Here is a 24,080-nt window from a genome sequence, read left to right as displayed (position 1 = left end):
TTCAAACTGGAAAAAACTGCAAAAGAAAAACGAATAAATACAAAAAAAATCCGCCTCACTGGTTGTGAGACGGACTCTTTTGTTTATTATCATTCCTTATGGATTATGATTCTTTTTCCTCTTCCATTTCTACTTCATGGCGAAGCTGTGCTTTATAAAGAGTGGCATAGTACCCGTTCTTATCCAAAAGATCAACATGCTTCCCTTCTTCTACTATTTTACCGTGTTCCATGACAATAATCTTATCAGCTTTTTCAATCGTAGAAAGTCTGTGAGCAATAATAATAGATGTTCTGTTTTTAGTAATTTTTTCTGTTGCTCTCTGGATCAGCTTCTCACTTTCATGGTCAATGGAAGACGTAGCTTCATCCAGAATTAAAATTTTCGGATCCGATAAATAGGCTCTCAAGAAAGACAGTAATTGTCTCTGACCTAAAGAGATGGACGATCCTCTTTCGCTCACCACATAATCATATCCGCCAGGAAGCTGCTGGATGAAATCATCAACTTCAATTTCTCTGGCTCCCGCTTTTATTTTATCCAATGTGATGCTGTCATCTCCAAAGGCAAGGTTTTCAAAAATACTTCCGTGGAAAAGGAAAACATCCTGCAATACCACTCCGATATGACTTCTCAGATTATATAATTCGTAATCTTTTAAATCCACATCATCAATCAGAATATTTCCGGAATTGATATCATACAGTCTTGTAATCAAACTGATAATCGTAGATTTTCCGGCACCTGTAGCTCCTACAATCGCAACTGTTTCGCCCGGATTTACTTTGAAATCAATTCCTTTCAGAACTTCCTGCTTTTCATCGTAAGCAAAATGTACTTTCTGGAATTCAATTTTCCCTGCAAAATGATCTTTTTTCACTGTTCCGTTATTCGGCATGGAGTTTTCTTCGTCCATTAATCCCAATACCCTTTCTGCTCCTACAATTCCTCGCTGGATATTGTTGAAACGGTCTGCAATTTGTCTCAAAGGACGGATCAGCATTGAAATATACTGGATAAATGCAATTACCACTCCGGCACTGATCGTGATATATCCTCCATAGAAAAGAATAAATCCTATAAATAATGAAGAAATAAGTTCCACTACAGGAAAGAACAGCGAGAAAATAAATACAGTTCTCAGCAATGCTCCTTTCAGGGTAATATTGATATCATCAAATTTCTTAAACTCAGATTCCTGCCTGTTGAATACCTGAATAATCGACATTCCCGCCAGTCTCTCCTGAACAAATGAGTTTTGATTGGCCGTCCAGTTTCTTTCATCCCCAAAAGCTTTTTTCAGCCTTTTCTGGAAGAATCTTGTGATAACAACCATTAAAGGTAAAATCGCCAGTGTAATATAACTCAGGTGAACATTGGTACTGAACATCATGATCAGTACAAACAGAATTCTCAGAATATCCCCGAATACCATCAGGAAACCATCTGTATATACCGTTGCAATGGTCTCTACATCCCCTACAGCACGCGTTACCAGCTGTCCGATGGGCGTTTTATCAAAAAATGAAGTCTTGAAATAAATCAGTTTGGCGTACAAACGCTCTCTGATATCCCTGATCACATTCTGCGAAATGAAATTTGAGAAATAAACCAGGAAAAAGTTTAAAACGGTTTCAGCAAACACCAATCCTACAAGCAGGTAGATGTGTTTCATCATCAAAGCTTTATCATGCAGCTTTGTAATGTCATTATCCACCACCTGCATGGTAAGATAAGGCCTGTAAGTAGAAACGATGGAAAGGAATATGGAAATAATAAGAGTAAGGATGAACCAAGAACGAAATTTCATTCCGATAAAGAACAGCCTTTTTATAATTCCCCAGGTATCTTGTTTTTTCATTGTACGAATCGAAAGAAAGAATTAAAATAAAATTCTATGCAAAAATAAGATATTATAACCGGACTGCCTTTACAACTTTTGCAAATCGTCATAGAAAATTTCAGATACCTGTTATTTACAGAATGAATAGTATCAACCTGTTGATAAACTGATTGTTTGATTATTAATCCATATTTATCCCTTATTAAATATGGAAAAGATATGATTGCATTAATTAAAACATCATTGTATGAAACCTACCCGACAGCTTCGGAGGTTTACAACAATAGTGAAACAAACTTCCCAGGTCCTCCGTTGGTTTAAAACAGAGTTGTCTGTAACGTCCTGAGTTCTCCGGAAGTCTCATGTATATTTAAAACAAACCTCCCAAGGACTCAGGAGGTTTGTTTTAAATATGTTTGTAACCAAATGATTTTCTTACTGCTGCTAAAGAAGTAACAGCATCTTATTTTTTAGTATTAAAATTCGTAGCCTACATCCACCAGATACAATCCGTGTCCCGGTGCTGAAGTTCCCGCAGCATTCCGGTTTTTATCTTCAATCACTTTACGAAGATCTTCAGGTTTCAGTTTTCCGGTTCCAATTTCTACCATCGTTCCGACAATAGCCCGAACCATATTTCTGAGAAAGCGGTTCGCTGAAACGGTAAATTTCAATTCCGATCCGTTCTGTTCCCATTCTGCTTTGTACATTTTACAGATATTGGTTTTGTTATCGGTTTTTAATTTGGCAAAACTGGTGAAATCTTCATATTCAAAAAGAATCTTACAGGCTTCATTCATCGCATTGATATCCAAACCTCTTTTCCAGTGCTGCCATGCAGATTCCTGGGTAAACGGATTTTTTTCCAATGAGATATAATATTCGTAAGTTCTGAAAGTAGCATCAAAACGGGCATGGAAATCTTCTTTTACCGGAAAAATTCTTTTTATGGAAATATCAGGAGGAAGAAAGCTATTCAGTCTGCGTGTAAGCTGATCATCCAATTCTTTTTCCGTATCAAAATGGGCAAATATTTTTTTAGCGTGAACTCCTGTATCTGTTCTTCCGGCACCTGTAGTTTTAATCTCTTCGCGCAAAATAGTAGACAGCGCTTTTTCCAGTTCTTCCTGTACAGAAATGGCATCCGGCTGTATCTGATAGCCGAAATAATTCTTTCCGTTGTAAGAAAATTCAATAAAGTATCTCAATGTATTATAATAACTCCACAAAAATACTTTAATTTCACGAAATATTTGTTGAAAAGTCTTTGAGAATATTACACTAAATGCGTATGAAAATTCCTATTTTTGCAATCGTATGAAAAGATGGTACCTATATCCTTTTTCCCTTGGTTATCATTTGGTAACGGGTATCCGGAACACGATGTATGATCTGGGAGCTTTTAAGTCGACAAAATTCAAAACACCGATAATCAATGTCGGAAACCTTTCTGTGGGCGGTAGCGGGAAGTCACCTATGGTGATGTACCTTGCCCAGTTCTTATCCAAACATTACCGAACAGGTGTGCTTTCACGTGGCTACGGAAGGCTTACCAAAGGCTATGAAGTAACGAATTACGAAAGCAACTACAAAATGGTGGGCGATGAAGCCATGCAGCTTTTTGAGCGTTTTAAAAACCGTTTTGTCATTGCCGTTTCCGAAGAACGCGTTCCCGGAGCCAAAAAAGTAATTGAGGATATGGATCTTGAAGTTCTGGTATTGGATGATGCCATGCAGCACAGAGCGATCAAAGCTGGATTCAATATTCTGATGACCGATTTTAACGACCCATTTTTCAAGGATTATCTTCTTCCTGCCGGAGATCTGAGAGAATCAAGAGCGGGATATAAAAGAGCCAATATCATCATGGTCAGTAAATGTCCTGATGAACTTACTGAAGAAACAAAAAGGTATTATATCTCAAGAATACGACCTGCTTATGGACAGAAAGTATTCTTTTCATCCATCGGCTATGACGAAAATGTATACGGAAAAGATAAAATGCTTCCGGATAACAACCTGAATTATTATGATATTTTACTGATCACCGGAATTGCAAATCCTAAACCGCTTCTGGAACATCTGGCAAAATTTTCAAAAAGAGTAAAGCATTTAAAATTCAGAGATCATCATAATTTTACGGATGATGATATTAAAAAAATCCTTGCCGAGTATAAAAAATTAGGAGAATATAAACTGATATTAACCACAGAGAAAGACTATGTACGTCTGAAAACTTTTGACTATCTTAGAGAAATTGTTTACTACTGGCCTATCAATGTACTTATTGATAAGAAAGAAGAATTCAATCAAATCATCTTAGATTATGTTAGAAAAAATTAAAGAGACTGCAGATTTTATTAAAAATATTATTCAGGAAACTCCTGATTTTGCAGTTGTTTTAGGATCCGGGCTGGGGAAATTACAAAATGAAGTAGAACCGATCCATGTTTTAGAGTACAAAGACATTCCCCATTTTCCACAGACTACTGTTGCCGGACATACCGGAAAACTGATTTACGGAATTCTGGAAGGCAAAAAAGTACTGATGATGAGCGGACGTTTCCATTATTATGAAGGACATTCTATGGAAACGGTTACTTTCCCGATAAGAGTTTTTCATTTGCTGGGAATCCAAAACCTTATTCTTTCCAATGCCTGTGGTGGCGTAAACCCAGCTTACAGCGTTGCAGATATCGTCATTCTGAAAGACCATATCAATATGATGCCTGAGCATCCTTTACGTGGAAAAAATATGGATGAGCTTGGACCACGATTCGTGGATATGAGTGAACCTTACAACAAAAAAATGATTGCCACTGCGGAACAGGCAGCTGCAGATCACCAAATAAAAATCCATCAGGGAGTTTATGTTGCCCTTCAGGGACCAACTTTTGAAACTCCAGCCGAATATGGAATGATTAAAGCTATTGGCGGTGATATGGTAGGAATGAGCACCGTTCCTGAAGTCATTGTTGCCAGACATATGGAAATGGATGTTTTCTGTATTTCTGTCATCACAGATCTTGGCGGGCCGGATGTAGCTTTTGCCGTTTCTCACGAAGAAGTTTTGAATGCAGCCAACAAAGCAATGCCCAATGTAATTGCGGTTGTCAAAGGATTGATTAAAAACTATCAGTAAAAATAGTCCAATATTACAACTGAAGACGTAACATTCCCCTCCTCCGGAGGGATGGCGAAAATTCAGAGAATTTTTGACGGGGTGGTTTACCCCATAGAATCCATCAATATTATAAATTTTTACTAATTGCAAAGAAATCAATCTCAGATTCCAATTCATTGTTTAGATTTGTAGGCATGAAATTGTACGAGATGAAAAAGTTGATAGTAATTTTTATGATGGGTATTTTTGGAATAAGCTATTCACAAAAAGTCCCTGCCGTCCTTAAAACAGGATTTTCAAAAGAAGCTTTACAGCAGAAACTGGAGGATGAAGATGGAAAAACCGTTACCATCAAACAGATTCTTGCTCAGCATAAAGGAAAAGTTTTAGTGATTGATTTCTGGGCCGGATGGTGTAGAGATTGTTTAAATGCACTTCCAAAAGCTAAAGAATTAGAAGAGAAGAATAAGAATATTGATTTTGTATTTCTGTCGTTAGACCGTTCAAAAGAAGGATTTGAAAAAAGCCTGGAAAGATTTGATATGAAAAACAAAGAAAACTATTGGTTTTCTACAGGCTGGAAAAACGATTTCAATAATTATATAGATCTAAACTGGATTCCAAGATATATGGTGATTGATCAGAAGTCTTCCATTGCAAAATATTATGCAATATCTCCTGAAGACCCTGAAATTCAACAAACCATAGACAAGCTTTTAAAATAATTATTATTTAATCCGAAAAAACATAAAAAACTCATTGAAAATCAAAACTTTCAGTGAGTTTTAAAATTTTATACCCATAACACCATGATCACAAGAGAAGCCACAGAACAGGATTTAGAAATCCTTTTAGAATTTGAACAGGGAGTTGTAACTGCCGAAAGACCTTTCAACAGTACATTGATTGAAGGAGAGATTCATTATTATGATTTAAAGTCTCTGATACAATCTTCGGAAGCCACCGTCATTGTTGCCGAAGAAAATAATGAAATCATTGCATCAGGATATGCTCTGATTAAAAAAGCCGAGAAGAATTACTATCAGTTTAAAGAATATGCTTATCTGGGATTTATGTACGTAAAGCCTGAACACAGAGGAAAAGGAATCAATAAAGTGATTACTGATGTACTTATTTCGTGGTCAAAGTCAAGAGAAATCAGTGAAATAAGACTGGAAGTATATGCTCAAAATGAATCCGCTATAAAAGCTTATGAAAAAGCAGGTTTTGAACCCCATATTCTCAACATGAGACTGAAGTCGTAGAAGGCTGGAGGATGGAAGATGGAGGATGGGAGATGGAAGTAATTTTTGCCCTAGGAGTAATCTATAATTTTTTTATTTAAATTTCAGTAAATAGGTCTTAAATTTCCATATCATCATCATTAACTTCCAACCTCCAGCCTCCAGCTTCAAACTTCTATCATATAAAAAATTTACCGTCAATAAAGGAATCCATATCTTTGTATATGGATTTTTCTCTGCCTCTTCGTAAAATTATTCATGTGGATATGGATGCATTCTATGCTTCTGTGGAGCAGCATGATAATCCAACACTTAAAGGCAAACCCATCGCCGTAGGAGGACAACACCGCGGTGTAGTGGCCGCTGCAAGTTATGAAGCCCGAAAATATGGTGTGCGTTCTGCAATGCCTAGTAAAACAGCCAAGGAAAAATGTCCGCATCTTATTTTTGTTCCTCCCCGGTTTGCCCGGTATAAAGAAATCTCCAAAAAGATCCGGGAAATTTTCTATGAATATACAGATCTGGTAGAACCTTTGTCTCTGGATGAAGCTTATCTGGATGTCACTGAAAATAAAAAAGGAATGGAATCTGCCAACCTGATCGCTAAAGAGATCCGTCAAAAAATATTTGAACAGACCGGATTAACAGCTTCTGCAGGTATTTCCGTCAATAAATTTTTAGCCAAAGTAGCTTCCGATATTAATAAACCGAACGGCCAGAAAACCATTCATCCTGATAAAATGGAGCATTTTCTGGAAGAATTACCTGTGGAAAAATTTTATGGGGTTGGAAAAGTGACGGCTAACAAAATGTTTAGTTTAGGAATTTATAAAGGAAAAGATTTAAAAAAGAGATCACTTGAAGATCTTGTAAGGCTTTTTGGAAAATCCGGCCAGCATTATTACAATGTGGTGCGCGGGATTCATACTTCAGAAGTAAAACCTCATCGGATTCAGAAAAGTGTGGCGGTGGAAAGAACTTTTTTTGAAGATCTTCTGGATGAACAGCAGATCAATGAAAAGCTGGAAAGCCTTGCTGAGGAAATTCATCAAAGATTACAGAAAAATAATATTCTCGGAAGAACTTTAACTTTAAAGATAAAATATAAAGATTTCTCTCTTTTCACAAGAAGTATAACAAGGGAAGATTATTTCTCATCCCCGGAACAATATTTCAGCACCGGAAAAAAACTTTGGGAACTCCGTCCTTTTGATAAAGCGGTACGTCTGCTCGGATTATCTCTCTCCCAACTGAATACGGAAGAAAAAAAGCAGGTTTCAGTTCAACTAAAAATCCCGTTTGAAGAATTCGAAAATGAATAGGTCATATTTTTTCGCTACCTTGTATGAACCAAATCAGCAAATTTATGAACCCAACCATGATTCAGTTTTTCCATTGGTATTCTGAAGGCGACGGAAAATTGTGGAAAGAAACCGAAAAACAGGCCGAATACTTAGCAAAACTTGGAATTACTTCTGTATGGTTTCCTCCTGCCTATAAAGGGACAAATGGAGGTTATTCTATCGGATATGACGCCTACGATCTTTATGATCTGGGAGAGTTTGATCAAAAAGGCACCCTTCCTACCAAATACGGCACTAAAAACGATTATACAAAAGCCATTAAAGCCCTAAAAAAACACAATATACAAGTCATTGTAGACATTGTTCTGGGGCATAAAGCCGGCGGTGACGAACTGGAAAAATTTAAAGTCGTAAAAGTAGATGAAGAGAACAGGGAAAAAGTGATTTCCGATGTTATCGAAATAGAATCTTACACGAAATTCACCTTTCCCGGAAGAGGAAAACAATATTCTGATTTTGAATGGAACTTCACCTGTTTCAGCGGTGTGGATTACGCCGAAGGTATGGATTCCCATATCTTTAAAATACAGTCAGAATACGGAAACGACTGGGAAGAAATGATTGATGATGAGAAAGGCAATTACGATTACCTCATGTATAATGACATTGAGCACCGGAATCCTTTTGTGCGGGAAGAGCTCAACACCTGGGCTAAATGGTATTTTGACCAGACCGATTTTGATGGGGTGAGACTGGATGCTTTAAAACATATTTCTTTTGATTTTTATAAAGAATGGCTTATGCTGCTCCGTTCCAATTCCGGAAAAGATATTTTCGCTGTTGGGGAATACTGGGCTCCTGGATATCTTCATCTTCTTCAAAAATATATTGAAGTGACGGAAGGATGCATGAGTCTTTTTGACAGCTCATTGCAGAATAATTTTCATACAGCCTCCAGAGAAGGAGGTTCTTACGATCTTCGAAGAATTTTTGACGAAACTCTTACCCAGGCAGATCCTATACATTCTGTAAGTTTGGTAGCCAATCATGATACGCAGCCTTTGCAGGATCTTGAAGCTCCGGTAGAACCATGGTTCAAACCTATTGCCTATGCTCTTATTTTATTGAGAAAAGATGGTTATCCATGTGTATTTTACCCAGATCTTTATGGGGCCCATTATGTGGATAAAGACAGAGAAGGCAATGATCAGGAAATATTTATGCCTAAAGTAGATGGTATTGAAGAGTTATTAAAAGCAAGGAAAGACCATGCCTATGGTGACCAGCATGATTATTTTGAGGATGCCAATTGTCTTGGATGGGTACGTACAGGAGATGAGGAACATACTGGATGTGCTGTTGTTCTGAGTAATAAAGATTCTTACAATAAGCCTATGGAAGTGGGAACGATTTATTCCGGGAAAAAATTTAAAGATATGTTGAAACGATTCAAAGAGAAAGTAACCATTGATGAAAACGGATGGGGAGATTTCCCTGCTCCGGCAGGAAATGTGAGTGTTTGGGTTCCTGAGTGATATTAATTTACCAGAAACCCATGTCAAGGTTTAAAACCTTGACATGGGTCATCATTTTATTAGCAGGTTTTAATTTAGCAGTAAATGTATCTGCAATTCCAAACATCTATAGCCCATTCACAGCATTGACCTTCTTCATTGGAAGTACAGCATACCTTACCCCAATTTAGATCTCCTGCTTTTAAACTTTTTAATTCCTGACGGTTTAATTTTTTTACTTTGATTTCTTTGTGTGTTTTCATAATTACTATTTTTTATGGTTTAGCTATTAAATATACGTTAAAAATAACAATTATGAATGAATATTTAACACTAACTATTTGATTTAGTATATATAATTTTCATTATTAAAGATAAATGATGAACCACTCCCTCAAAAATTCTTTGAATTTTTACCACTCCTCCAGAGGAGGGGAATGGTTACGTCTTCAGTTGGAAAATTTGTTAAGATATGAAGCTACATCTTTCGCAGCTCAAGGATTTCCGGTCTTTCGGAGGTATCAGATATTTTTCCGGTGCGGGCAAATTCAGCCCATAGAGCCCTCTGCTTTTTACCATTCTCATGAATACGGCTCCAGGGAATATTTTTCAACAGTTCGGAAGATTTCCAGGCTGATTCATTCCCAAAGATCAAAGGAAGATCAATGCAATGCGGCGCTCCAATAGGATTATCTTTCAATTTCGAATGAATTTTGAAGAGATAAACATTTCCACCAGCTTCAGCCAGATTTTGGGCCAACTGTCTTGCCGGATTCCCATAGATAAGTGCAGTGGTTTTTTCAACAGCTTTATCCATAAGTTTTAAGCCAAATCCTTTTCCGAAATATTTATTTAAAGCCTCTGAAGTTTTAAGATAAAATGCAGTTTCATCATTATTTAAACCTATCAGCACATCGTATTTCTGAGCATTTTTTTTCCACATGTCCACCGACTCTTCTTCTTTGCATAAAGGATAATATCCGTATTGAGTTCCAAAAGGCATTGCGGCTTTCAAACCATACTTTATCACAGACGGTAAAAATTTTCCATATTCATCCATCATTTTTAAAACATCGGTTTCATCTTTCAGCACTTCTGTTTTTCTTAGAAATTCTACAGACATTTTCTGTCTTTTATGGCGTAATCCCAAAGGAGCACTCTGAATAATCAAACGTTGAAATAATCCGTCTATACCTTCTGATATCATTAAATGGGCAATGGCATCACCACCTGAAGACTGCCCCAAAAGGGTAATATTATTTTCATCACCTCCAAAATCTGCAATATTGGTTTTTATCCACTTCAATGCTTCAATCATATCCAACAATCCCAGATTAGCAGGTCTGTTTTCATCTCCACCTAAAAAACCAAAGAGCCCTAAACGATATGAAACAGTAACCACAATAATATGTTGTTCTTTTACCCATTCGGCAGGATCAGCAGTAGCAAGATCTCCACAGCCTATTTCATGAGAACCTCCGTGAATCCAGACTACAACAGGGAGTTTTTCATTTTCAGCTATAATTTCCGGACGGGTTATGGAAAGATATTGTGTCGCTTCATCAGCCTCGAAGCTTTCAACAGGTGTCGCTCCGATCATTTTTTCCACCAGCGGACTTAAAGCCTGCGGGCAGACCGGTGTTCTTTCCGGAGGAATAATCATTGAAGATAAGGAAGCATCTACCGCAACAGGTTTTTTAAATCTTTCAGAATGGGCATAACGAATACTTTTAGCTCTGATAATTCCGTTCTCTTTTAATGCTAAAATTTTCCCGAAACGGGTTTCGAAAATTGTGGTGTTCTGCTGATTTGGTGTCATCTTTACAAGTGTGAAAACTTTTCTTCTTAAATTTAATTATTTAAACACAAATCTCACAAATAATTGCACAAATATCCACGAATTATCATAGTGCCATTTGAGAAAAAATTAGTGCTATTAGTGTTTAAAAACTAGTTCAGGATTTTATACTCACTCGGAGAAACACCTACTTTCGTTTTAAACAGTCTTGTAAAATGTTGTGGATATTTAAAGCCTAAATCATAAGAAATTTCACTGATTGTTTTTGCCTGATCAAGAATTTGTTCTTTGGCAATATCTATAAGCTTATTGTGGATAAATTCCTGTGCGGAAATTCCCAGTTCTTTTTTGATAAGATCTCCGAAATAATTGGCGGAAAGATTCAGTTTTTCTGCGAAGTAATTGACCATTGGAAAACCTATATTCTTTGGATTTTCAGATTTCAAATAATCATCTACCAGATTTTCAAATTTCCCGATGACTCCCTGATTGATATGATCTCTTGTAATGAACTGGCGGTCATAAAAACGCATACAATAATTCAGGAACAGCTCAATATTATTAACAATTAAAGATTTGCTGTGTTTATCAATAGCCTGTTCCAGTTCCAGTTTAATATTTTTAAAGCAATCCAGCACCACTTCTCTTTCTTTTTCTGAGAGATGAAGCGCTTCATGTACGTCATAAGAGAAAAATGAATAATCTTTGATATTCTTCCCTAAGTTGGTCCCTTTGATTAAATCCGGATGAAAAATTAAAGCAAAACCTGCTGGCTGAACAGATTTGTCTTTGTTATAAATTCCATACGTCTGGTCGGGAGCAATAAATACTAATGTTCCTTCCTGATAATCATAGCTGTGTTTTCCATATTGCATATCACCACACATTACGTCTTTCAGAAAAACGGTATAAAACCCAAATTTTCTTCTATACTGACAAATAGGATCGGATTTGGAAAAATCAATGATACTTACCAACGGATGCAGGGTTTCATGATTCGCCATTTTATTGTATTCCGAGACCGTATTATAGATTTCAACCTCCTGATTTTCCATGAAGTATATTTTTATTGCTATTCAAAATTACCACTTTCATTTGTAACTGAAATGATGTCTGTAAAATTGGTAAGTAATTCGGTAATCTGTATAAGTTTTGTTTAAGTGAAAGTTTCGACTTTTGTATCGTTATGGAAACCTTTAATATCAACATTTTCCCGAAAGGGGAAAAAGCTTCTCCGGATTATTTTTCTGGAGGAACAGCGTGGGTTCATATTCTGAAACCCAATGAAGATAACCTGAACTGCCAGATCGGAAATGTAATTTTTGAACCTGGGTGCAGAAATAACTGGCATTCTCATGGAGGCGGACAGATTTTAATCGTAACTTCAGGAACAGGCTATTATCAGGAAAAAGGAAAACCTGCTCAGATTTTAAACCCGGGAGATGTTGTTACTATTCCCCCTGATATTATCCACTGGCATGGAGCAGCTCCGGATAGTGAGTTTACCCATATTGCCATTAATCCCAATACCCAAAACGGGATTGTAGAATGGCTGGAGCCTGTAACAGATGAAGAATATCATAATTTATAAACCTAAATAAACTAAATATAAAAAATGAGTACAATTACAGTAAAAGCTTATGGTGCAGAGTCTACCACAGCAGACCTGAAAGAAATGAATATTGTAAGAAGAGAAGTAACCTCAAAAGATGTAGAGATTGAAATTCTATACTGCGGGGTATGCCATTCTGATCTTCATACAGCAAGAAACGACTGGGGCGGATCTTTGTATCCTGCAGTTCCGGGGCATGAAATTGTAGGAAGAATTACAAAGGTAGGAAGCGAAGTTTCCAAATTTAAAGTTGGTGATCTTGCTGGTGTAGGATGTATTGTAGATTCTTGTGGACACTGTGACAGCTGCAAGCATGATCTTGAACAATACTGTCTGAACGGGTTCACCGGAACATACAATGGAAAAGACAAACATTTGGGAGGTCATACTTTTGGAGGATATTCTCAAAAAGTAGTTGTGGATTCTCACCATGTTTTAAAAGTACCTGAAAATCTTGATCTGGCAGCCGTAGCACCACTACTTTGTGCAGGTATTACCACATGGTCTCCTTTAAAACACTGGAATGTAGGTCCTGGTTCTAAAGTAGCTGTTGTAGGATTGGGAGGTCTTGGTCACATGGCTATTAAATTAGCAAAAGGACTGGGAGCTGAAGTTACTTTATTCTCAAGAACTCCGGGAAAAACTGAAGATGCAAAACAATTGGGTGCTGATCATGTTGTTATTTCTACTGATGAAGCACAAATGGATTCTGTAAAAGGGAAATTCGATGTGATTATTGATACGGTTCCTTATGTACATGACATCAATCCGTATGTGACTACTTTAAATATCAATGGAACTCATGTTTTGGTAGGATACCTGGGAGGGTTAGAGCCTATTCTAAATACAGTTCCTATGATTTTGGGAAGAAAGTCAGTAGCAGGTTCTGTAATCGGTGGTATTGCTGAAACTCAGGAATTACTGGATTTCTGTGGAGAGCACAATATTGTTTCAGAAATTGAAATGATCAAAATGCAGGAAATCAACGAAGCGTATGAAAGAATGCTGAAAAGTGATGTAAGATACCGTTTTGTTATCGACATGCAGTCTTTATAATTCTTCTATAAGAATAGTAACAAAAACAGGCTCTTCGGATTGAAGAGCCTGTTTTTATTTTTTCAGGTTTTGGCTAAAAGCATTCTGATCCTGATTCGTGATGTATCTGTTTCCTTCAGTACATTTTATATCATTTCTTTCCATATCCTGAAAAGCCCAAGCTGCCATGGCATCAATAACGGGAGCCAGCTCATTACCGGCTTCACTCAGTTTATACGTCACATGAGGAGGGATTATAGGTTTTGCAGTTCTGATAATTAATCCGTCTGTTTCAAGCTGTTTCAAATGCTGAATGAGCATTTTTTCTGTTACGGCAGGAATTGCTTTTTTCAATTCGCTGTATCTTTTTTCTCCTGTGGAAAGATTAAACAGGATAATAGGTTTCCAAAATCCGCCAATTCTTTCCATAACATACATTACAGGACAATCCTGTACTGTCTTTTTATTCTCCTGAATGGTTGAACTTTCTTTAATGGCTGTCATATCTACATACTTTAGGGTAAGTACTTGTATAAAAGTAAGTACAAATATAACTTTGTTCCCAGAAATAAAAAAATATTTATTATGAAAATTATAATCACAGGATCACTAGGAAATGTAGCTAAACCGTTAGCTCAACAGTTAATTGCTGATGGGCACAATATTACCGTAGTAAGCAGCAGCGATACCAGAAAACAGGATATTGAATCTCTGGGAGCAACACCAGCCATAGGATCTATTACAGATGTTGATTTTTTAACACAAACATTTGAAGGAGCGGATGCCGTTTTTGTCATGACTCCTCCAGCAATCAGTCCGGATAAGATTGTGGAAAATACAACCAATGCTGGAAAAAATTATGCAGACGCTTTAAAAAATGCCAATGTAAAAAGAGCCGTAATGCTAAGCAGTGTGGGCGCTGAATCTCCTGTAGAAAACGGTCCTATCGCAGGTCTTCATAATATTGAAAAAATATACAATGAAGTAGAAAACACTTCTTTTACTTTTTTAAGAGCCGGATATTTTTACAATAATTTTTTCAATGACATTCCTTTAATTCAAAATGCTGGGATCATTGGAGCCAATTATCCTGCAGATATTGAAGTACCAGTAGTACATCCCAACGATATTGCAAAAGCAGCCGCTGAGGAACTGGTAAAAGATGGAAATACCAATAACATCAGATACGTTGTAAGTGACGTAAGAAAAGGTTCTGATTTTGCGAAGGTTCTGGGAACTTCTGTTAATAAACCTGAACTTCCATGGGTAGAATTCTCCGATGAAGATTCTTTAAACGGAATGCTTCAAGCCGGACTGCCGGAAGATATGGCTAAACTGTATGTTGAAATGGGTAGAGGAATAAGAACCGGTGTTGTACAGAAAGATTTTATTGATCACGGTTCTCCAGTTACAGGAAATGTTAAGCTAGAAGATTTTGCAAAGGAGTTTTCTTCTAGATTCTAATTTCTTTTGTCTTGAAACAAAAGAAACAAAAGTTCAAGACTGGAATTAAAATGCTAAAAATAATTTTTGTTCTCTAAAAATTCTAAACTCGCGCGGATTCACTATTAATTTATTATAGAATTTAATTCCCGCGCTTCAAACAGTAGAATTTTCTTAACGTTCACAAAACTTATTTTTTTAACGCTTTCAATTCCTAAGTCAATTCCTAAAAATAGTTTCGGCGCACCAAAGGTGCGCCGAAACTATTTTAACTATTATATCTTAATCTTTAAGATTATTTTTTCTCTTTCAGAGTTTCTTTTAAGACTTTCAGTTTTCCATCAATAGGCTGATCTATTTTTAATCCTAAAACCTCAGCAGCCAAAGGATAAACATTAATGTTGGCAAATTCAGAGATCACCAGATTATTTTTGAATTCCGGCCCCCATGCAAAGAAAGTAGCTTTCATTTCAGGAACTATTTTAGGATTGTAACCATGTTTTCCAACTGATGATTTTTTACCTTTTTCAAGAAATATTTTTGGAGCTTTGGGGATCAGAAGAATCTGTCCTATCCTGTTATACTGGTCATCTCTTGTTGCAAAGTGCAGATATCTAGGAAGTTTTTTATCAAGATATACTTCGTAATCATCTGTTTTATTAGCTTTTAGTTGTTTATAAACTGCTTTTACTTCATCTTGGTTTTTAACGTAAACTCTCAGTAAAGTCTGAGAATTGTAAAAATCAAATCTATCCTTATCAAAAAGAAGAGCCGGAATTTCCAAAGGGGTACCTCCGTCTACTTTGATCATACCATGATCTGAAACAAAAACAAAGTTGACATTTTTTAATCCTAAATCATTTACTTTTTGAACAAGATCGCCAATTGCCTGATCTATCAGGTGAACAGCAGTTTCAGTTTCTTTAGCATCAGGACCAAAATGGTGCCCGCTTCCATCTACTTCCGGAAAATATAATGAAATGAAGTGTGGTCTTTTATCTTCAGGCAGTTTCAGCCAATTGACTACTTTTTCTACTTTTTCAGAAGGGGTAAATTTTTCGTGATAAGGATAATAATAAGTGGGTCTCATTCCTCCTGCATCACTTGCAGATCCTACCCACATTAAAGAGGCTGATACCATTCCCTGTTTTTCAGCAAGTCCCCAAAGTGGAGTTCCTCCATACCAGCTTCCGTCCTCAGCATTTTTTTTGCTGCTCATTGCGTAGTTTTCCTTTCTCTTGTAATCATAGAAAAAATTATCAATCAAACCATGATGAGAAGGGTAAAGCCCGGTGATTAGGCTCCAGTGGTTGGGGAAAGTTATACTTGGATAACTTGGAATCATTGCTTCAGCTTTTACACCGCCATTAGCCAGTTTTAAAAGATTCTCAGCATTATATTTCTGGGCGTAATCATAACGGAAACCATCCGTTGATATCATGATCAAATAAGGTTTTGACTGTGCTTCCGTACTGTTTTGTCTTCCTGGTATAACGACCTGGGCAGTATCAATATTGGCCTGTTGTGCAAAAGCCGTAAAAGAAATTAGCAGCAGTAAAAAATGGATTCCTCGCTTCATTATTTTAAAATTTTCGGCAAAGTTACATCCTAGACATTTCCCTGAAAAGTTTAAGAGATTAAAAGTATATTAAAACCTCTTATTTTTTTGAATCAAAATTACAATTTGTTAAATAGGTCTTTTCATTTCAAATTGTGAAAGCCAATTATTCAGTCCTATTTTTTCACTAAGAAATTTACTGATCTCTTCTGAGGAATCATCTACATTGTTCAATATTACAGTTTCTCCCCCATTGCTTTCCAGAATAGCATTGAAAAGTGTTGTTCCAACTCCCTGATTTCTATAATTTTTATCAACCGCAATCTGATATATTTTTCTTGAAGCAGTGCCGTAAATGATATATCCAACCAGATTTTCACCTTTATAAGCTCCTAAAGTAATATAGTTTTCCGGCATAGGTTCCAATACGAAAACAGCACCCTGCCAGGAAGGTTCAATATCCCAAAAAGAACATAGTAAATCCCACTGAAAAGTTTTCAAGTCTTTTATGGATATCTCAGAATTTCCTTTTCTTTTTTTAATATTTCCTTTAAAGCAAAGCAGCCTTCGGACAATTGCAAATCCTAAATTTTCATAAGCCCTGATGGCTGGCTGATTGCCCTCAATTACCTCAAGAAGTAACGTATTGAGATTTCTTTCTTTTAAAACAGGAATGATAAAATCATACATTTTTCTTACCAATCCCTTACCTCTGCTTTCCGGCACAACTCCAGTACCTCCGTTGTAGATAATCTTTTCATCATTTTCAACTTTTTCAGCCTGAAGAATAAATCCAACTAATCTCCCCTCTTCAAATGCTCCGACCGATAAATTCATATCTAATTTTTGTTCTGCAATTTTTGAAACAAGAACCTCTTTCGTTAAGGAAAAAGGAACAACATAATCAGAGAATGAATAATTAAACACGAATAAAAGCTCATCGATTGTGATATTCGCTAAAGTTTTAAATTCCATTGGTTATAAAAATTATAAGGTCAGGAAACTGCCTTTTGTTAAGTAATGGGATATACACAAATATATGAATTTTAAAGCAATCTCCCTGAAATTGGGGCTTTAAGAAAAAATGAGACCTCTGAAAAATCAGAGGTCTCATTGCTAAATATTTAAGGTTTAAAAAAATTATTCTTTAATCAGCTTTTCATAAGACACAGTTCCATCTTTCAAAGTGATTTCAAAATAATAAGTACCCGATTTTAAATCTCTGACACTGATATTTTCTCCTTCAACTTTTACAGATCTTACTTTTCTTCCGGCAGATTCATAAATATCAATCGATTTTATTTTATCTGCATTTTTAAAGCTCACTGTTTCTTTAGCCGGATTGGGATAAAGATTCATTTTTTTACTTTCCAGAACTGTTTCATTAGTTCCTAATGTACCAAAATTAAGGGCTGTAGTACCGCAGCTGTTAGAGCCATGATAAGCAATTGTAAAATTTGACAGCCTGCGTCCATAAGTAATGTTTAAAGGGCTTGTAGGCGGAACAGTAAAGACATAATCATTAGCATCCCCAGTGTTTAAAGCTCTTGTAGCAATTACAGTACGAACGCTACCTGCCACTGTATTGGATGTTACAGTCCAGTTTTGAGTCGCGTCCAACGGCGGAACAATTCCCTGCCCATTAAATGTTCTGTCACTTAAGTTGGTACCATCAAAAATGACAACATCTTTCCCTATATCATCCATATTCGTTGTATTGAATGCCATTCCTAACCATCCTGAAGAAGGACCGATAAGGGTAAGAGTAACTAAAGAAGGGGTAAGGTCTATCTTAACTGAATAAGCCAAATCTGCTCCTCCCGGTGTAGAAAAGAGAGGCACAGTACCTGTCGAATACTGACTTTTTACTTGCAAAAAAGCAAAAAGTCCAATCAATAATAATGTAGTTTTTAATTTCATATGGTCAGTTTTTTAGTAGGTTAATAATATCTTGATTTTTAGAAGACAGGGCATACTCAAAAACAGTTTTCCCCTGTTTATCTGATAATGTTTTATTGGCTTTATTCTTTAGCAACAACTCAACCATTTCTTTGTTTTGGGACTGAACAGCATATATCAGTGGAGTTACACCGCTGCTGTTGGGCACATTTGGATCAGCATTGTTCTCTAATAATTTCTTAGTGAGATTTCTATCTCCTTTAAAAACAGAAGCTGTTAAAGCTGTTCCTTCTTCACTTGCATAATTCATATTTTTAACGTGGGTAATTAAAAATTCTGCAACCGGAGTATTTCCTCTGTAGCAAGCCAAAATCAGCGGTGAAAATCCATTCTCGTTAGTCTGATTAATGATATCAGGATTTTGTTTCATCAGTGTCTGTACTTCAGCTACAGTTCCGCTTCTGGCAATATCAAATATTGATTTTGTCTTATCTTGAGCAGATATCAATGAGCTCAGGAATAGTCCTAATACTAAGATTATAGGTCTCATTGCTTTACCATGATGTAATTATATTCGATGTTGACATTTTCTGCCACTTTCTTGGTAACCATTTTAGGAATAGTCACTTTATAATCTACAGGTCTGGCTACAAAACCACCCTGCATATAGATCTTACCGTCTTTTGCATATAAAGTAGCAGAAGAGGCAACGGCTTTATCTACCCCATGAAAGTTTAGAGTTCCCTGAACGGTATACTTCTGAGGGCTTGCGGTAAGCTTTGTTTTATCAAAGTTCACGATCTTTCCTTTGAAGGTTGTTTTTGGGTATTTTGCAGATTCTGCATAGCTTTCATTGAAATGCTCTTCCATTAATTTTGTTTTAAAATGAAAGTTTTTAACGGTTGAAACCGAAGCCATTTCACCGTTGTCTGCATTGAGAATAACAATATTGTTATCATCCTGAGCAAAAATATCATCAAACAGAGGAACCGAAGCTTCAAAAGTTACTTCCCCTGTTTTAGAACTGTATTTTTGTGCTGAAACGTACCCCGCAGAAAGAAGTAATACGCTTAATAATGCTAATTTTTTCATATCATTTTTTTTAATTTTCATTTAATCCGTCAGCTTTCCATTTGATGAAAATATTGATCTGAGCTGCAGACAAAGATCCTCCTTGTGGCATTTTCCCGGGATCACCATTAGGTCTTTGAATACGGTCCAGAATTCCGTCTATATTATTTTTTACCTGATCATAGGTAGCCAAAGGTTTAAAACTTCCTGCTGAATGGCAGCCTATACAGCTGTTATCTACAATTGGTTTTACATCTGCTGTATATTTTACAGGTGTAGTGATGGCTGTATTATCAGAAATCTCTTCATAAGTTCTGCTGTCACAAGCCATCAGTATGATTGCTGATGACAATATCAATAAGGATGTGTGCTTTTTCATATTAAAACACTCTATAAAGATTAAACCCAAAGAAAATATGTCCCTTTCCCCATCTTCCGGTAGCGTTGGTAAGATATCTGATATCTGAATTTATCTGGGAGTTTGTGAGTAAAAGCTGGAAAACATGTCCCCCGGTTTCTATATCTACCCCTAATGATAGGGGATTTTTATAAAAACTGTGATCGTCGAAATTCACAAAGTATTCTGCATTCACAGAAACTCTCTTTGAGATTTTATAGCGTCCTCCCAAACCCGCCAAAAACTGATTTTTATTTTCAATAGTAGGTTCGTAAAGGTTTTTATGAACAAAGGAAGGCGTAAGCTGCACTGAGAGTTTATCACTGAATCTTCGCGAGATCAGTGCCTGTGTAAGATAAGAAAGCCTGTCACTGAATTTAAGATATGGATAGGTATCTTTATCCAATTCAGTATTGGCACCCATTACATTATACCCCACAATATCCACCGGAAAGTTTTCACTTTGTTTTACCAGTTTGTATTTCACTGCTCCTTCAAACGTTTTCATATTCGTTTCTCTGGAAAGGCTTACAGATACAGCATCTGAGATACCGTAGATAACGCCTAATTTGGTGGAAGCATGATCCAGACCAAAAAAATCTTTGAATCCTGCGCTTATATCTCCAAATCTGTGGGCAACAATAATGTACCATTCTTTTTTGGCAGCGAGTTTTGTAGATTGTCCTGTAACAATCTGAAGAGCTTTGAAGGCGGGTTGTGAGGTTTCTGAATTGGTTTTAACGGTATCAATATCTTTCAACAGATCTTCCTGTGCAAAGACAAGACCTGAAGAAAATATTGACAAAAATAAGAGAGTTTTTGTCATATACAATTTGATTTAAATTATGATATAACAAACTTATCGAGTTCTCAATTCAAAAATAGGTGATAAAAGTCACCACTCAAATTGTTTTTATCAATGATAGAAATAAACAATTCAAACAAATAAAATTAGATCATGCTAACATTTTCATTTACAGTAACTTTTATTCCTTCTTTAGTCTGAACAATTTCGCCTTCGCTTTCAATTTTTTTCAAAACTCTGCTTACAACTTCTCTTGAAGTTCCCAAACTGTTGGCAATTTCACGATGCGTGATCTTAATAGGATTGCTTCCTGTGGACGAAATCTGTTGTTTAATATAATTCAGAACTCTCTTGTCCAGCCTGTGGAAAACAGCATCATTAACCATATTCATGACTTCTGAAAATCTTCGGTCATACTCATTGTAAAACAATTTATTAATTTCCGGAAATCTGATGAGCCATTCGTGCATGATAGAAACAGGAATAAGAATAGCTTCGGAATCTTCTTCTGCAGTGGCATATACCCTGCTAATATAATCTGTCAGAATGGATGAAAAGGTCATCAGACAGCTGTCTTTGGGTTTGATATAATAGTAGATGAGTTCTCTTCCATCATTAAGGGTAAACACCTTGATAGAACCTTTTATTAAGAAAGGTACAAACTTGTTTTTCTGCCCTTCTCTAATGATTTCGGTTTTTGCTTTTATATCAATGGCAACAGCATGCTTTTCCAGCTCAGATAAAAAATCGGCACCTAAAAAGCCAAATTTACTTACAGCGAACGAGTTATCAATCATATCTTATATTTTCTGCTTTTTCTTAAACAAAGATATAAAATTGATATATCGTTATCATACAATTTTACCTTATTAAAGAAAATTAACAATTATAAAATTTCAGGTATTGAATTTTGCCCATAAAAAAATGCCCTGGTAAAAAATAGGCAATTCTTATTGTATTGTAAAAGAAATCTTCTTGAACGTTTTTTCCTCTTAATACGAAAGGTTGAACTTTTTAATTTCTCAAAACTGCTGTTAACTCTCAATGATAATTTCGCAGAAGCGAATACAAATAGAAACCTGTTTATCAATACATTAAAATCAATAGGTAGCTAATGGGTATGTAGTTTTTTGTTTTTTAAATATTCATTATTGTAAAATTGCATTCGATACATAAGAAAAAAAATACAAATAACTTAAAACACATAAAGATGAGAAAAAATACACAAACTCAATTGTAACTGAATACATTTCTACCTTTACGTAATGCATAGCAATACCAAGTAGGGATTAATAATTACAGACATAACTGATTCTACAAGACACAACATGAAAAAACAAAGTTCCCTAACATTGATGAAGAGTTTACAATTACACTCTTTTCGTACTTATGATCTATACAGACTGTTCCTATTAATAGTTTGTTTTATCAGCACTTCAGTATTTGGGCAAATATCCATTATACCTTTAAATTGTAGTGGTAATTTGACAAACATTTTCAAATTCGATTTTGTCACACCAGTATGTGCCAATTCTACAACTTTTAACGATCCATTTACGAATCAAGAAGCTACACCTAATATGGCGAGTCGATTTGATGTTGATATCCTTAGCGCACCAGATGATTCTTTGCAAAGTATTATATGGAAGTTGGCAGAATTTAAGTAACTAATACTCAAATGTTAATATTGCATTAGTCAACCGTTATCACAGAAAAAGGAGGTTTTATAATTGGTGCCAATATCTCCTTAGCAGAAGGAATATTAGTTTTTAAAATCTACTACAAAAGCGACGGTATTGCCTATAGTTTCAGATGTGCAAAAATATTCCCAATCCACCCCTTAAATGATAGTTTACGTAAAAGGCGGGAGCCCTTACGATTATATCAATCAATTATGAACCTGGCACTTGCCGGACAAGTCAAAAAAGTAAATTTTACAAATAAAGACTGATTAACTCAATAATAATTACACAAGATGAACTTTAAGGATATTCACATTGGGATTCTCATTGCCCAACGAGTTACGGAAAGCGGGCTAAATACAATGAGAATCTGCAATTTTCTGAAATGTAGTGAAAAAGAAATATTAGAAATGTACCAATCTAAAAGCCTCGATACTGAAATGATATTAAAATGGAGCAAACTTCTTGAATACGATTTTTTCAGATTATATACCCAACATTTGATTTTATATGCTCCTCAATTAGCGGCTAATAGAACAGTAATAGCTGCCAAACCTTTGCTTCCAGTGTTTAGAAAAAACATTTATACTAAAGAAGTAATAGATTTTATTTTAGAGTTAATAGAAACTGGGAAAAAAACAAAAGCTCAGGTTATTCAAGAATATAATATTCCAAAAACCACGCTTTATAAATGGATATACAAGTACAAAAATTAGGACCCAATTACAAGCAAATCTATCTGGATATTCTCTCACAAAAATATCCCCATAAAAAAGACGTGTGTGAAAAATTGCTTGAAAAAAACGCTTATCTGCTATGGATGTTATAGAGCTTAACGAAAAGATTTTCGGGATAGGAAACCAGCAAAGTAAGGAGTTCAACCAAAGCCAACGTTCTTATGCAGATCTGACATCTTTCATATACTGGATTACCAGAAAAAACATAAGCTCAGTAATATCCAATTGGCTATCCATTTCAAGCTGAGTAGAAATACCGTAACAAAGTGGAAAAAAATCTTTGTTGTATAAGCCTGCTTTAACCTAAGTAAAACACTGGAAATTATGACACTACTATCAATAAAAAAAGAAATACATAGAAGTTCTTTTTTCTGTCGTGCTATATTTCTAGGTATTCAGATTTTCTTTAATTTTTTGTATGCCCAGAACAAAAAAGCTACAGATGATAATGTGCAAGTGGTCTTTATTGCTCAAGGAGCTGAGGTTTATTCAGCAGATCAAAGTTTCAATAATCAGGTTGATCAAGGAAAAGTTATTGTAGAGAATGGAGATATTTCTTTTGAAGAAGATGATGATTCTCATAGAGTTTTGATTGTTTCGACACCTAATTCTAAAATTCCAAGTTTTTCACGACAAGTGAAATCATCTGAGGAAAAGAAAAAAAAGAAATTACTTAAAGAAATCAAAAATGAGATAGATCATTATGAAGCCCAGAAAGAGTCTTTCGAAAAAAAAGATTACCATAGTTTTCCTTCACCATTTCAGTTTTTATCTTCACATTCTACCTCGCAAAATTGCATTGCACCAAGTAATACTCCGCATGACTTTTCTAAAATATATGCAGATCCTAAAAAGTGTTTCTTAAATCGGGATTTAGATAATCTGCACACTCCGAAATACACATTTTATAACAATAAATCTTTAGATTTTTGTTTTTCTGATGTCTTTTCTATAAGGCCTCCACCTGTATTAGTTTTATAAAATAATGAATTTTTAAATTTTATAAAAACTCTT

General features: G+C 35.7%; 26 protein-coding genes. 12 read left to right on the top strand and 14 right to left on the bottom strand.

The window, feature by feature from the left end:
* Positions 1–103: 103 nt before the first annotated feature.
* Together CQ046_RS05650 and truA are read right to left on the bottom strand one after the other, a co-directional pair.
* A complete protein-coding gene (locus CQ046_RS05650; RefSeq protein ID WP_105701314.1) occupies positions 104–1,861 on the bottom strand; it encodes an ABC transporter ATP-binding protein in 1,758 nt (585 codons plus the stop codon).
* A gap of 458 nt (positions 1,862–2,319) precedes the next feature.
* Positions 2,320–3,072, bottom strand: a complete 753-nt coding sequence (truA, locus tag CQ046_RS05645) for a tRNA pseudouridine(38-40) synthase TruA (RefSeq protein WP_228406884.1) — start codon at positions 3,070–3,072, stop codon at positions 2,320–2,322.
* 88 nt (positions 3,073–3,160) lie between these two features.
* On the opposite strand from truA, the gene lpxK reads away from it, so the two are divergent.
* The 6 genes from lpxK to CQ046_RS05615 all read left to right on the top strand — a co-directional run bounded on the left by lpxK (position 3,161) and on the right by CQ046_RS05615 (position 9,050).
* The gene (gene lpxK / locus CQ046_RS05640) at positions 3,161–4,186 is read left to right on the top strand and encodes a tetraacyldisaccharide 4'-kinase (RefSeq protein WP_105701312.1); all 1,026 of its coding nucleotides are present in this window, start codon (positions 3,161–3,163) and stop codon (positions 4,184–4,186) included.
* Positions 4,170–4,985 carry a purine-nucleoside phosphorylase gene (locus CQ046_RS05635; protein ID WP_105701311.1) on the top strand — a complete coding sequence of 272 codons (816 nt, stop codon included), beginning with the start codon at positions 4,170–4,172 and terminating at the stop codon, positions 4,983–4,985. Before lpxK ends, CQ046_RS05635 begins: the two co-directional genes overlap by 17 nt.
* A gap of 191 nt (positions 4,986–5,176) precedes the next feature.
* On the top strand, positions 5,177–5,692 hold the full coding sequence (locus CQ046_RS05630) for a TlpA family protein disulfide reductase (protein WP_105701310.1): 516 nt from the start codon (positions 5,177–5,179) through the stop codon (positions 5,690–5,692).
* 84 nt (positions 5,693–5,776) lie between these two features.
* Positions 5,777–6,232, top strand: a complete 456-nt coding sequence (locus CQ046_RS05625) for a GNAT family N-acetyltransferase (RefSeq protein ID WP_105701309.1) — start codon at positions 5,777–5,779, stop codon at positions 6,230–6,232.
* 203 nt (positions 6,233–6,435) lie between these two features.
* Positions 6,436–7,533: a DNA polymerase IV gene (dinB, locus tag CQ046_RS05620; protein ID WP_105701308.1), complete on the top strand. Its 1,098-nt coding sequence runs from the start codon at positions 6,436–6,438 to the stop codon at positions 7,531–7,533.
* Between the two features lie 44 nt (positions 7,534–7,577).
* Entirely contained in the window at positions 7,578–9,050 is a 1,473-nt protein-coding gene (locus CQ046_RS05615) for an alpha-amylase (RefSeq protein WP_105701319.1), read from the top strand.
* A gap of 74 nt (positions 9,051–9,124) precedes the next feature.
* Here the strand turns inward: CQ046_RS05615 and CQ046_RS23510 are convergent, their stop codons facing one another.
* The 3 genes from CQ046_RS23510 to CQ046_RS05605 all read right to left on the bottom strand — a co-directional run bounded on the left by CQ046_RS23510 (position 9,125) and on the right by CQ046_RS05605 (position 11,882).
* Positions 9,125–9,292, bottom strand: a complete 168-nt coding sequence (locus CQ046_RS23510; RefSeq protein ID WP_165790471.1) for a hypothetical protein — start codon at positions 9,290–9,292, stop codon at positions 9,125–9,127.
* A gap of 215 nt (positions 9,293–9,507) precedes the next feature.
* Positions 9,508–10,848, bottom strand: a complete 1,341-nt coding sequence (locus CQ046_RS05610) for a carboxylesterase family protein (protein ID WP_105701307.1) — start codon at positions 10,846–10,848, stop codon at positions 9,508–9,510.
* A 131-nt stretch (positions 10,849–10,979) separates the two neighbouring features.
* Positions 10,980–11,882 carry a helix-turn-helix domain-containing protein gene (locus CQ046_RS05605; RefSeq protein WP_105701306.1) on the bottom strand — a complete coding sequence of 301 codons (903 nt, stop codon included), beginning with the start codon at positions 11,880–11,882 and terminating at the stop codon, positions 10,980–10,982.
* A gap of 131 nt (positions 11,883–12,013) precedes the next feature.
* Here CQ046_RS05605 and CQ046_RS05600 point away from each other — a divergent pair, with 131 nt between their 5' ends.
* Positions 12,014–12,418: a cupin domain-containing protein gene (locus CQ046_RS05600; protein ID WP_105701305.1), complete on the top strand. Its 405-nt coding sequence runs from the start codon at positions 12,014–12,016 to the stop codon at positions 12,416–12,418.
* A gap of 24 nt (positions 12,419–12,442) precedes the next feature.
* Positions 12,443–13,495, top strand: a complete 1,053-nt coding sequence (locus CQ046_RS05595) for an NAD(P)-dependent alcohol dehydrogenase (RefSeq protein ID WP_105701304.1) — start codon at positions 12,443–12,445, stop codon at positions 13,493–13,495.
* A gap of 54 nt (positions 13,496–13,549) precedes the next feature.
* Here the strand turns inward: CQ046_RS05595 and CQ046_RS05590 are convergent, their stop codons facing one another.
* Positions 13,550–13,978, bottom strand: a complete 429-nt coding sequence (locus CQ046_RS05590; protein ID WP_105701303.1) for a winged helix-turn-helix transcriptional regulator — start codon at positions 13,976–13,978, stop codon at positions 13,550–13,552.
* An 81-nt stretch (positions 13,979–14,059) separates the two neighbouring features.
* On the opposite strand from CQ046_RS05590, the gene CQ046_RS05585 reads away from it, so the two are divergent.
* A complete protein-coding gene (locus CQ046_RS05585) occupies positions 14,060–14,938 on the top strand; it encodes an NAD(P)H-binding protein (protein WP_105701302.1) in 879 nt (292 codons plus the stop codon).
* A gap of 274 nt (positions 14,939–15,212) precedes the next feature.
* On the opposite strand, the gene CQ046_RS05580 is transcribed toward CQ046_RS05585, so the two are convergent.
* The 8 genes from CQ046_RS05580 to CQ046_RS05545 all read right to left on the bottom strand — a co-directional run bounded on the left by CQ046_RS05580 (position 15,213) and on the right by CQ046_RS05545 (position 21,444).
* The gene (locus CQ046_RS05580) at positions 15,213–16,496 is read right to left on the bottom strand and encodes an ectonucleotide pyrophosphatase/phosphodiesterase (protein ID WP_105701301.1); all 1,284 of its coding nucleotides are present in this window, start codon (positions 16,494–16,496) and stop codon (positions 15,213–15,215) included.
* A gap of 108 nt (positions 16,497–16,604) precedes the next feature.
* Positions 16,605–17,450 (bottom strand): GNAT family N-acetyltransferase, encoded by an 846-nt coding sequence (locus CQ046_RS05575; RefSeq protein ID WP_105701300.1) that lies wholly within the window; start codon positions 17,448–17,450, stop codon positions 16,605–16,607.
* Between the two features lie 165 nt (positions 17,451–17,615).
* On the bottom strand, positions 17,616–18,395 hold the full coding sequence (locus CQ046_RS05570; RefSeq protein ID WP_105701299.1) for a T9SS type A sorting domain-containing protein: 780 nt from the start codon (positions 18,393–18,395) through the stop codon (positions 17,616–17,618).
* 4 nt (positions 18,396–18,399) lie between these two features.
* Positions 18,400–18,924 carry an ankyrin repeat domain-containing protein gene (locus CQ046_RS05565; RefSeq protein ID WP_105701298.1) on the bottom strand — a complete coding sequence of 175 codons (525 nt, stop codon included), beginning with the start codon at positions 18,922–18,924 and terminating at the stop codon, positions 18,400–18,402.
* On the bottom strand, positions 18,921–19,466 hold the full coding sequence (locus tag CQ046_RS05560) for a YceI family protein (RefSeq protein ID WP_105701318.1): 546 nt from the start codon (positions 19,464–19,466) through the stop codon (positions 18,921–18,923). Before CQ046_RS05560 ends, CQ046_RS05565 begins: the two co-directional genes overlap by 4 nt.
* Before the next feature lie 10 nt (positions 19,467–19,476).
* A complete protein-coding gene (locus CQ046_RS05555) occupies positions 19,477–19,824 on the bottom strand; it encodes a hypothetical protein (protein ID WP_228406883.1) in 348 nt (115 codons plus the stop codon).
* A 1-nt stretch (position 19,825) separates the two neighbouring features.
* Complete coding sequence (locus CQ046_RS05550) at positions 19,826–20,668, bottom strand: DUF5777 family beta-barrel protein (protein WP_105701296.1); 843 nt, start codon at positions 20,666–20,668, stop codon at positions 19,826–19,828.
* A gap of 125 nt (positions 20,669–20,793) precedes the next feature.
* Entirely contained in the window at positions 20,794–21,444 is a 651-nt protein-coding gene (locus tag CQ046_RS05545) for a Crp/Fnr family transcriptional regulator (RefSeq protein ID WP_105701295.1), read from the bottom strand.
* A 1,178-nt stretch (positions 21,445–22,622) separates the two neighbouring features.
* Between CQ046_RS05545 and CQ046_RS05535 the strand changes: the two genes are divergently transcribed.
* The 3 genes from CQ046_RS05535 (at position 22,623) to CQ046_RS05525 (ending at position 24,047) form a co-directional block, all read left to right on the top strand.
* Positions 22,623–23,045 (top strand): transposase, encoded by a 423-nt coding sequence (locus CQ046_RS05535; protein WP_105701293.1) that lies wholly within the window; start codon positions 22,623–22,625, stop codon positions 23,043–23,045.
* A gap of 100 nt (positions 23,046–23,145) precedes the next feature.
* Positions 23,146–23,313, top strand: coding sequence for a hypothetical protein (locus tag CQ046_RS24015; RefSeq protein WP_317046988.1), 168 nt, complete (start codon positions 23,146–23,148; stop codon positions 23,311–23,313).
* A gap of 77 nt (positions 23,314–23,390) precedes the next feature.
* Positions 23,391–24,047 carry a hypothetical protein gene (locus CQ046_RS05525; protein WP_123906578.1) on the top strand — a complete coding sequence of 219 codons (657 nt, stop codon included), beginning with the start codon at positions 23,391–23,393 and terminating at the stop codon, positions 24,045–24,047.
* The last annotated feature ends 33 nt before the right edge of the window (positions 24,048–24,080 follow it).

The organism is Chryseobacterium sp. MYb7 (genome assembly GCF_002979455.1).
GTDB lineage: Bacteria > Bacteroidota > Bacteroidia > Flavobacteriales > Weeksellaceae > Chryseobacterium.
The sequence above is the reverse complement of the archived record's forward strand: the minus strand, read 5'-3'. Positions and strand labels throughout refer to the sequence as shown.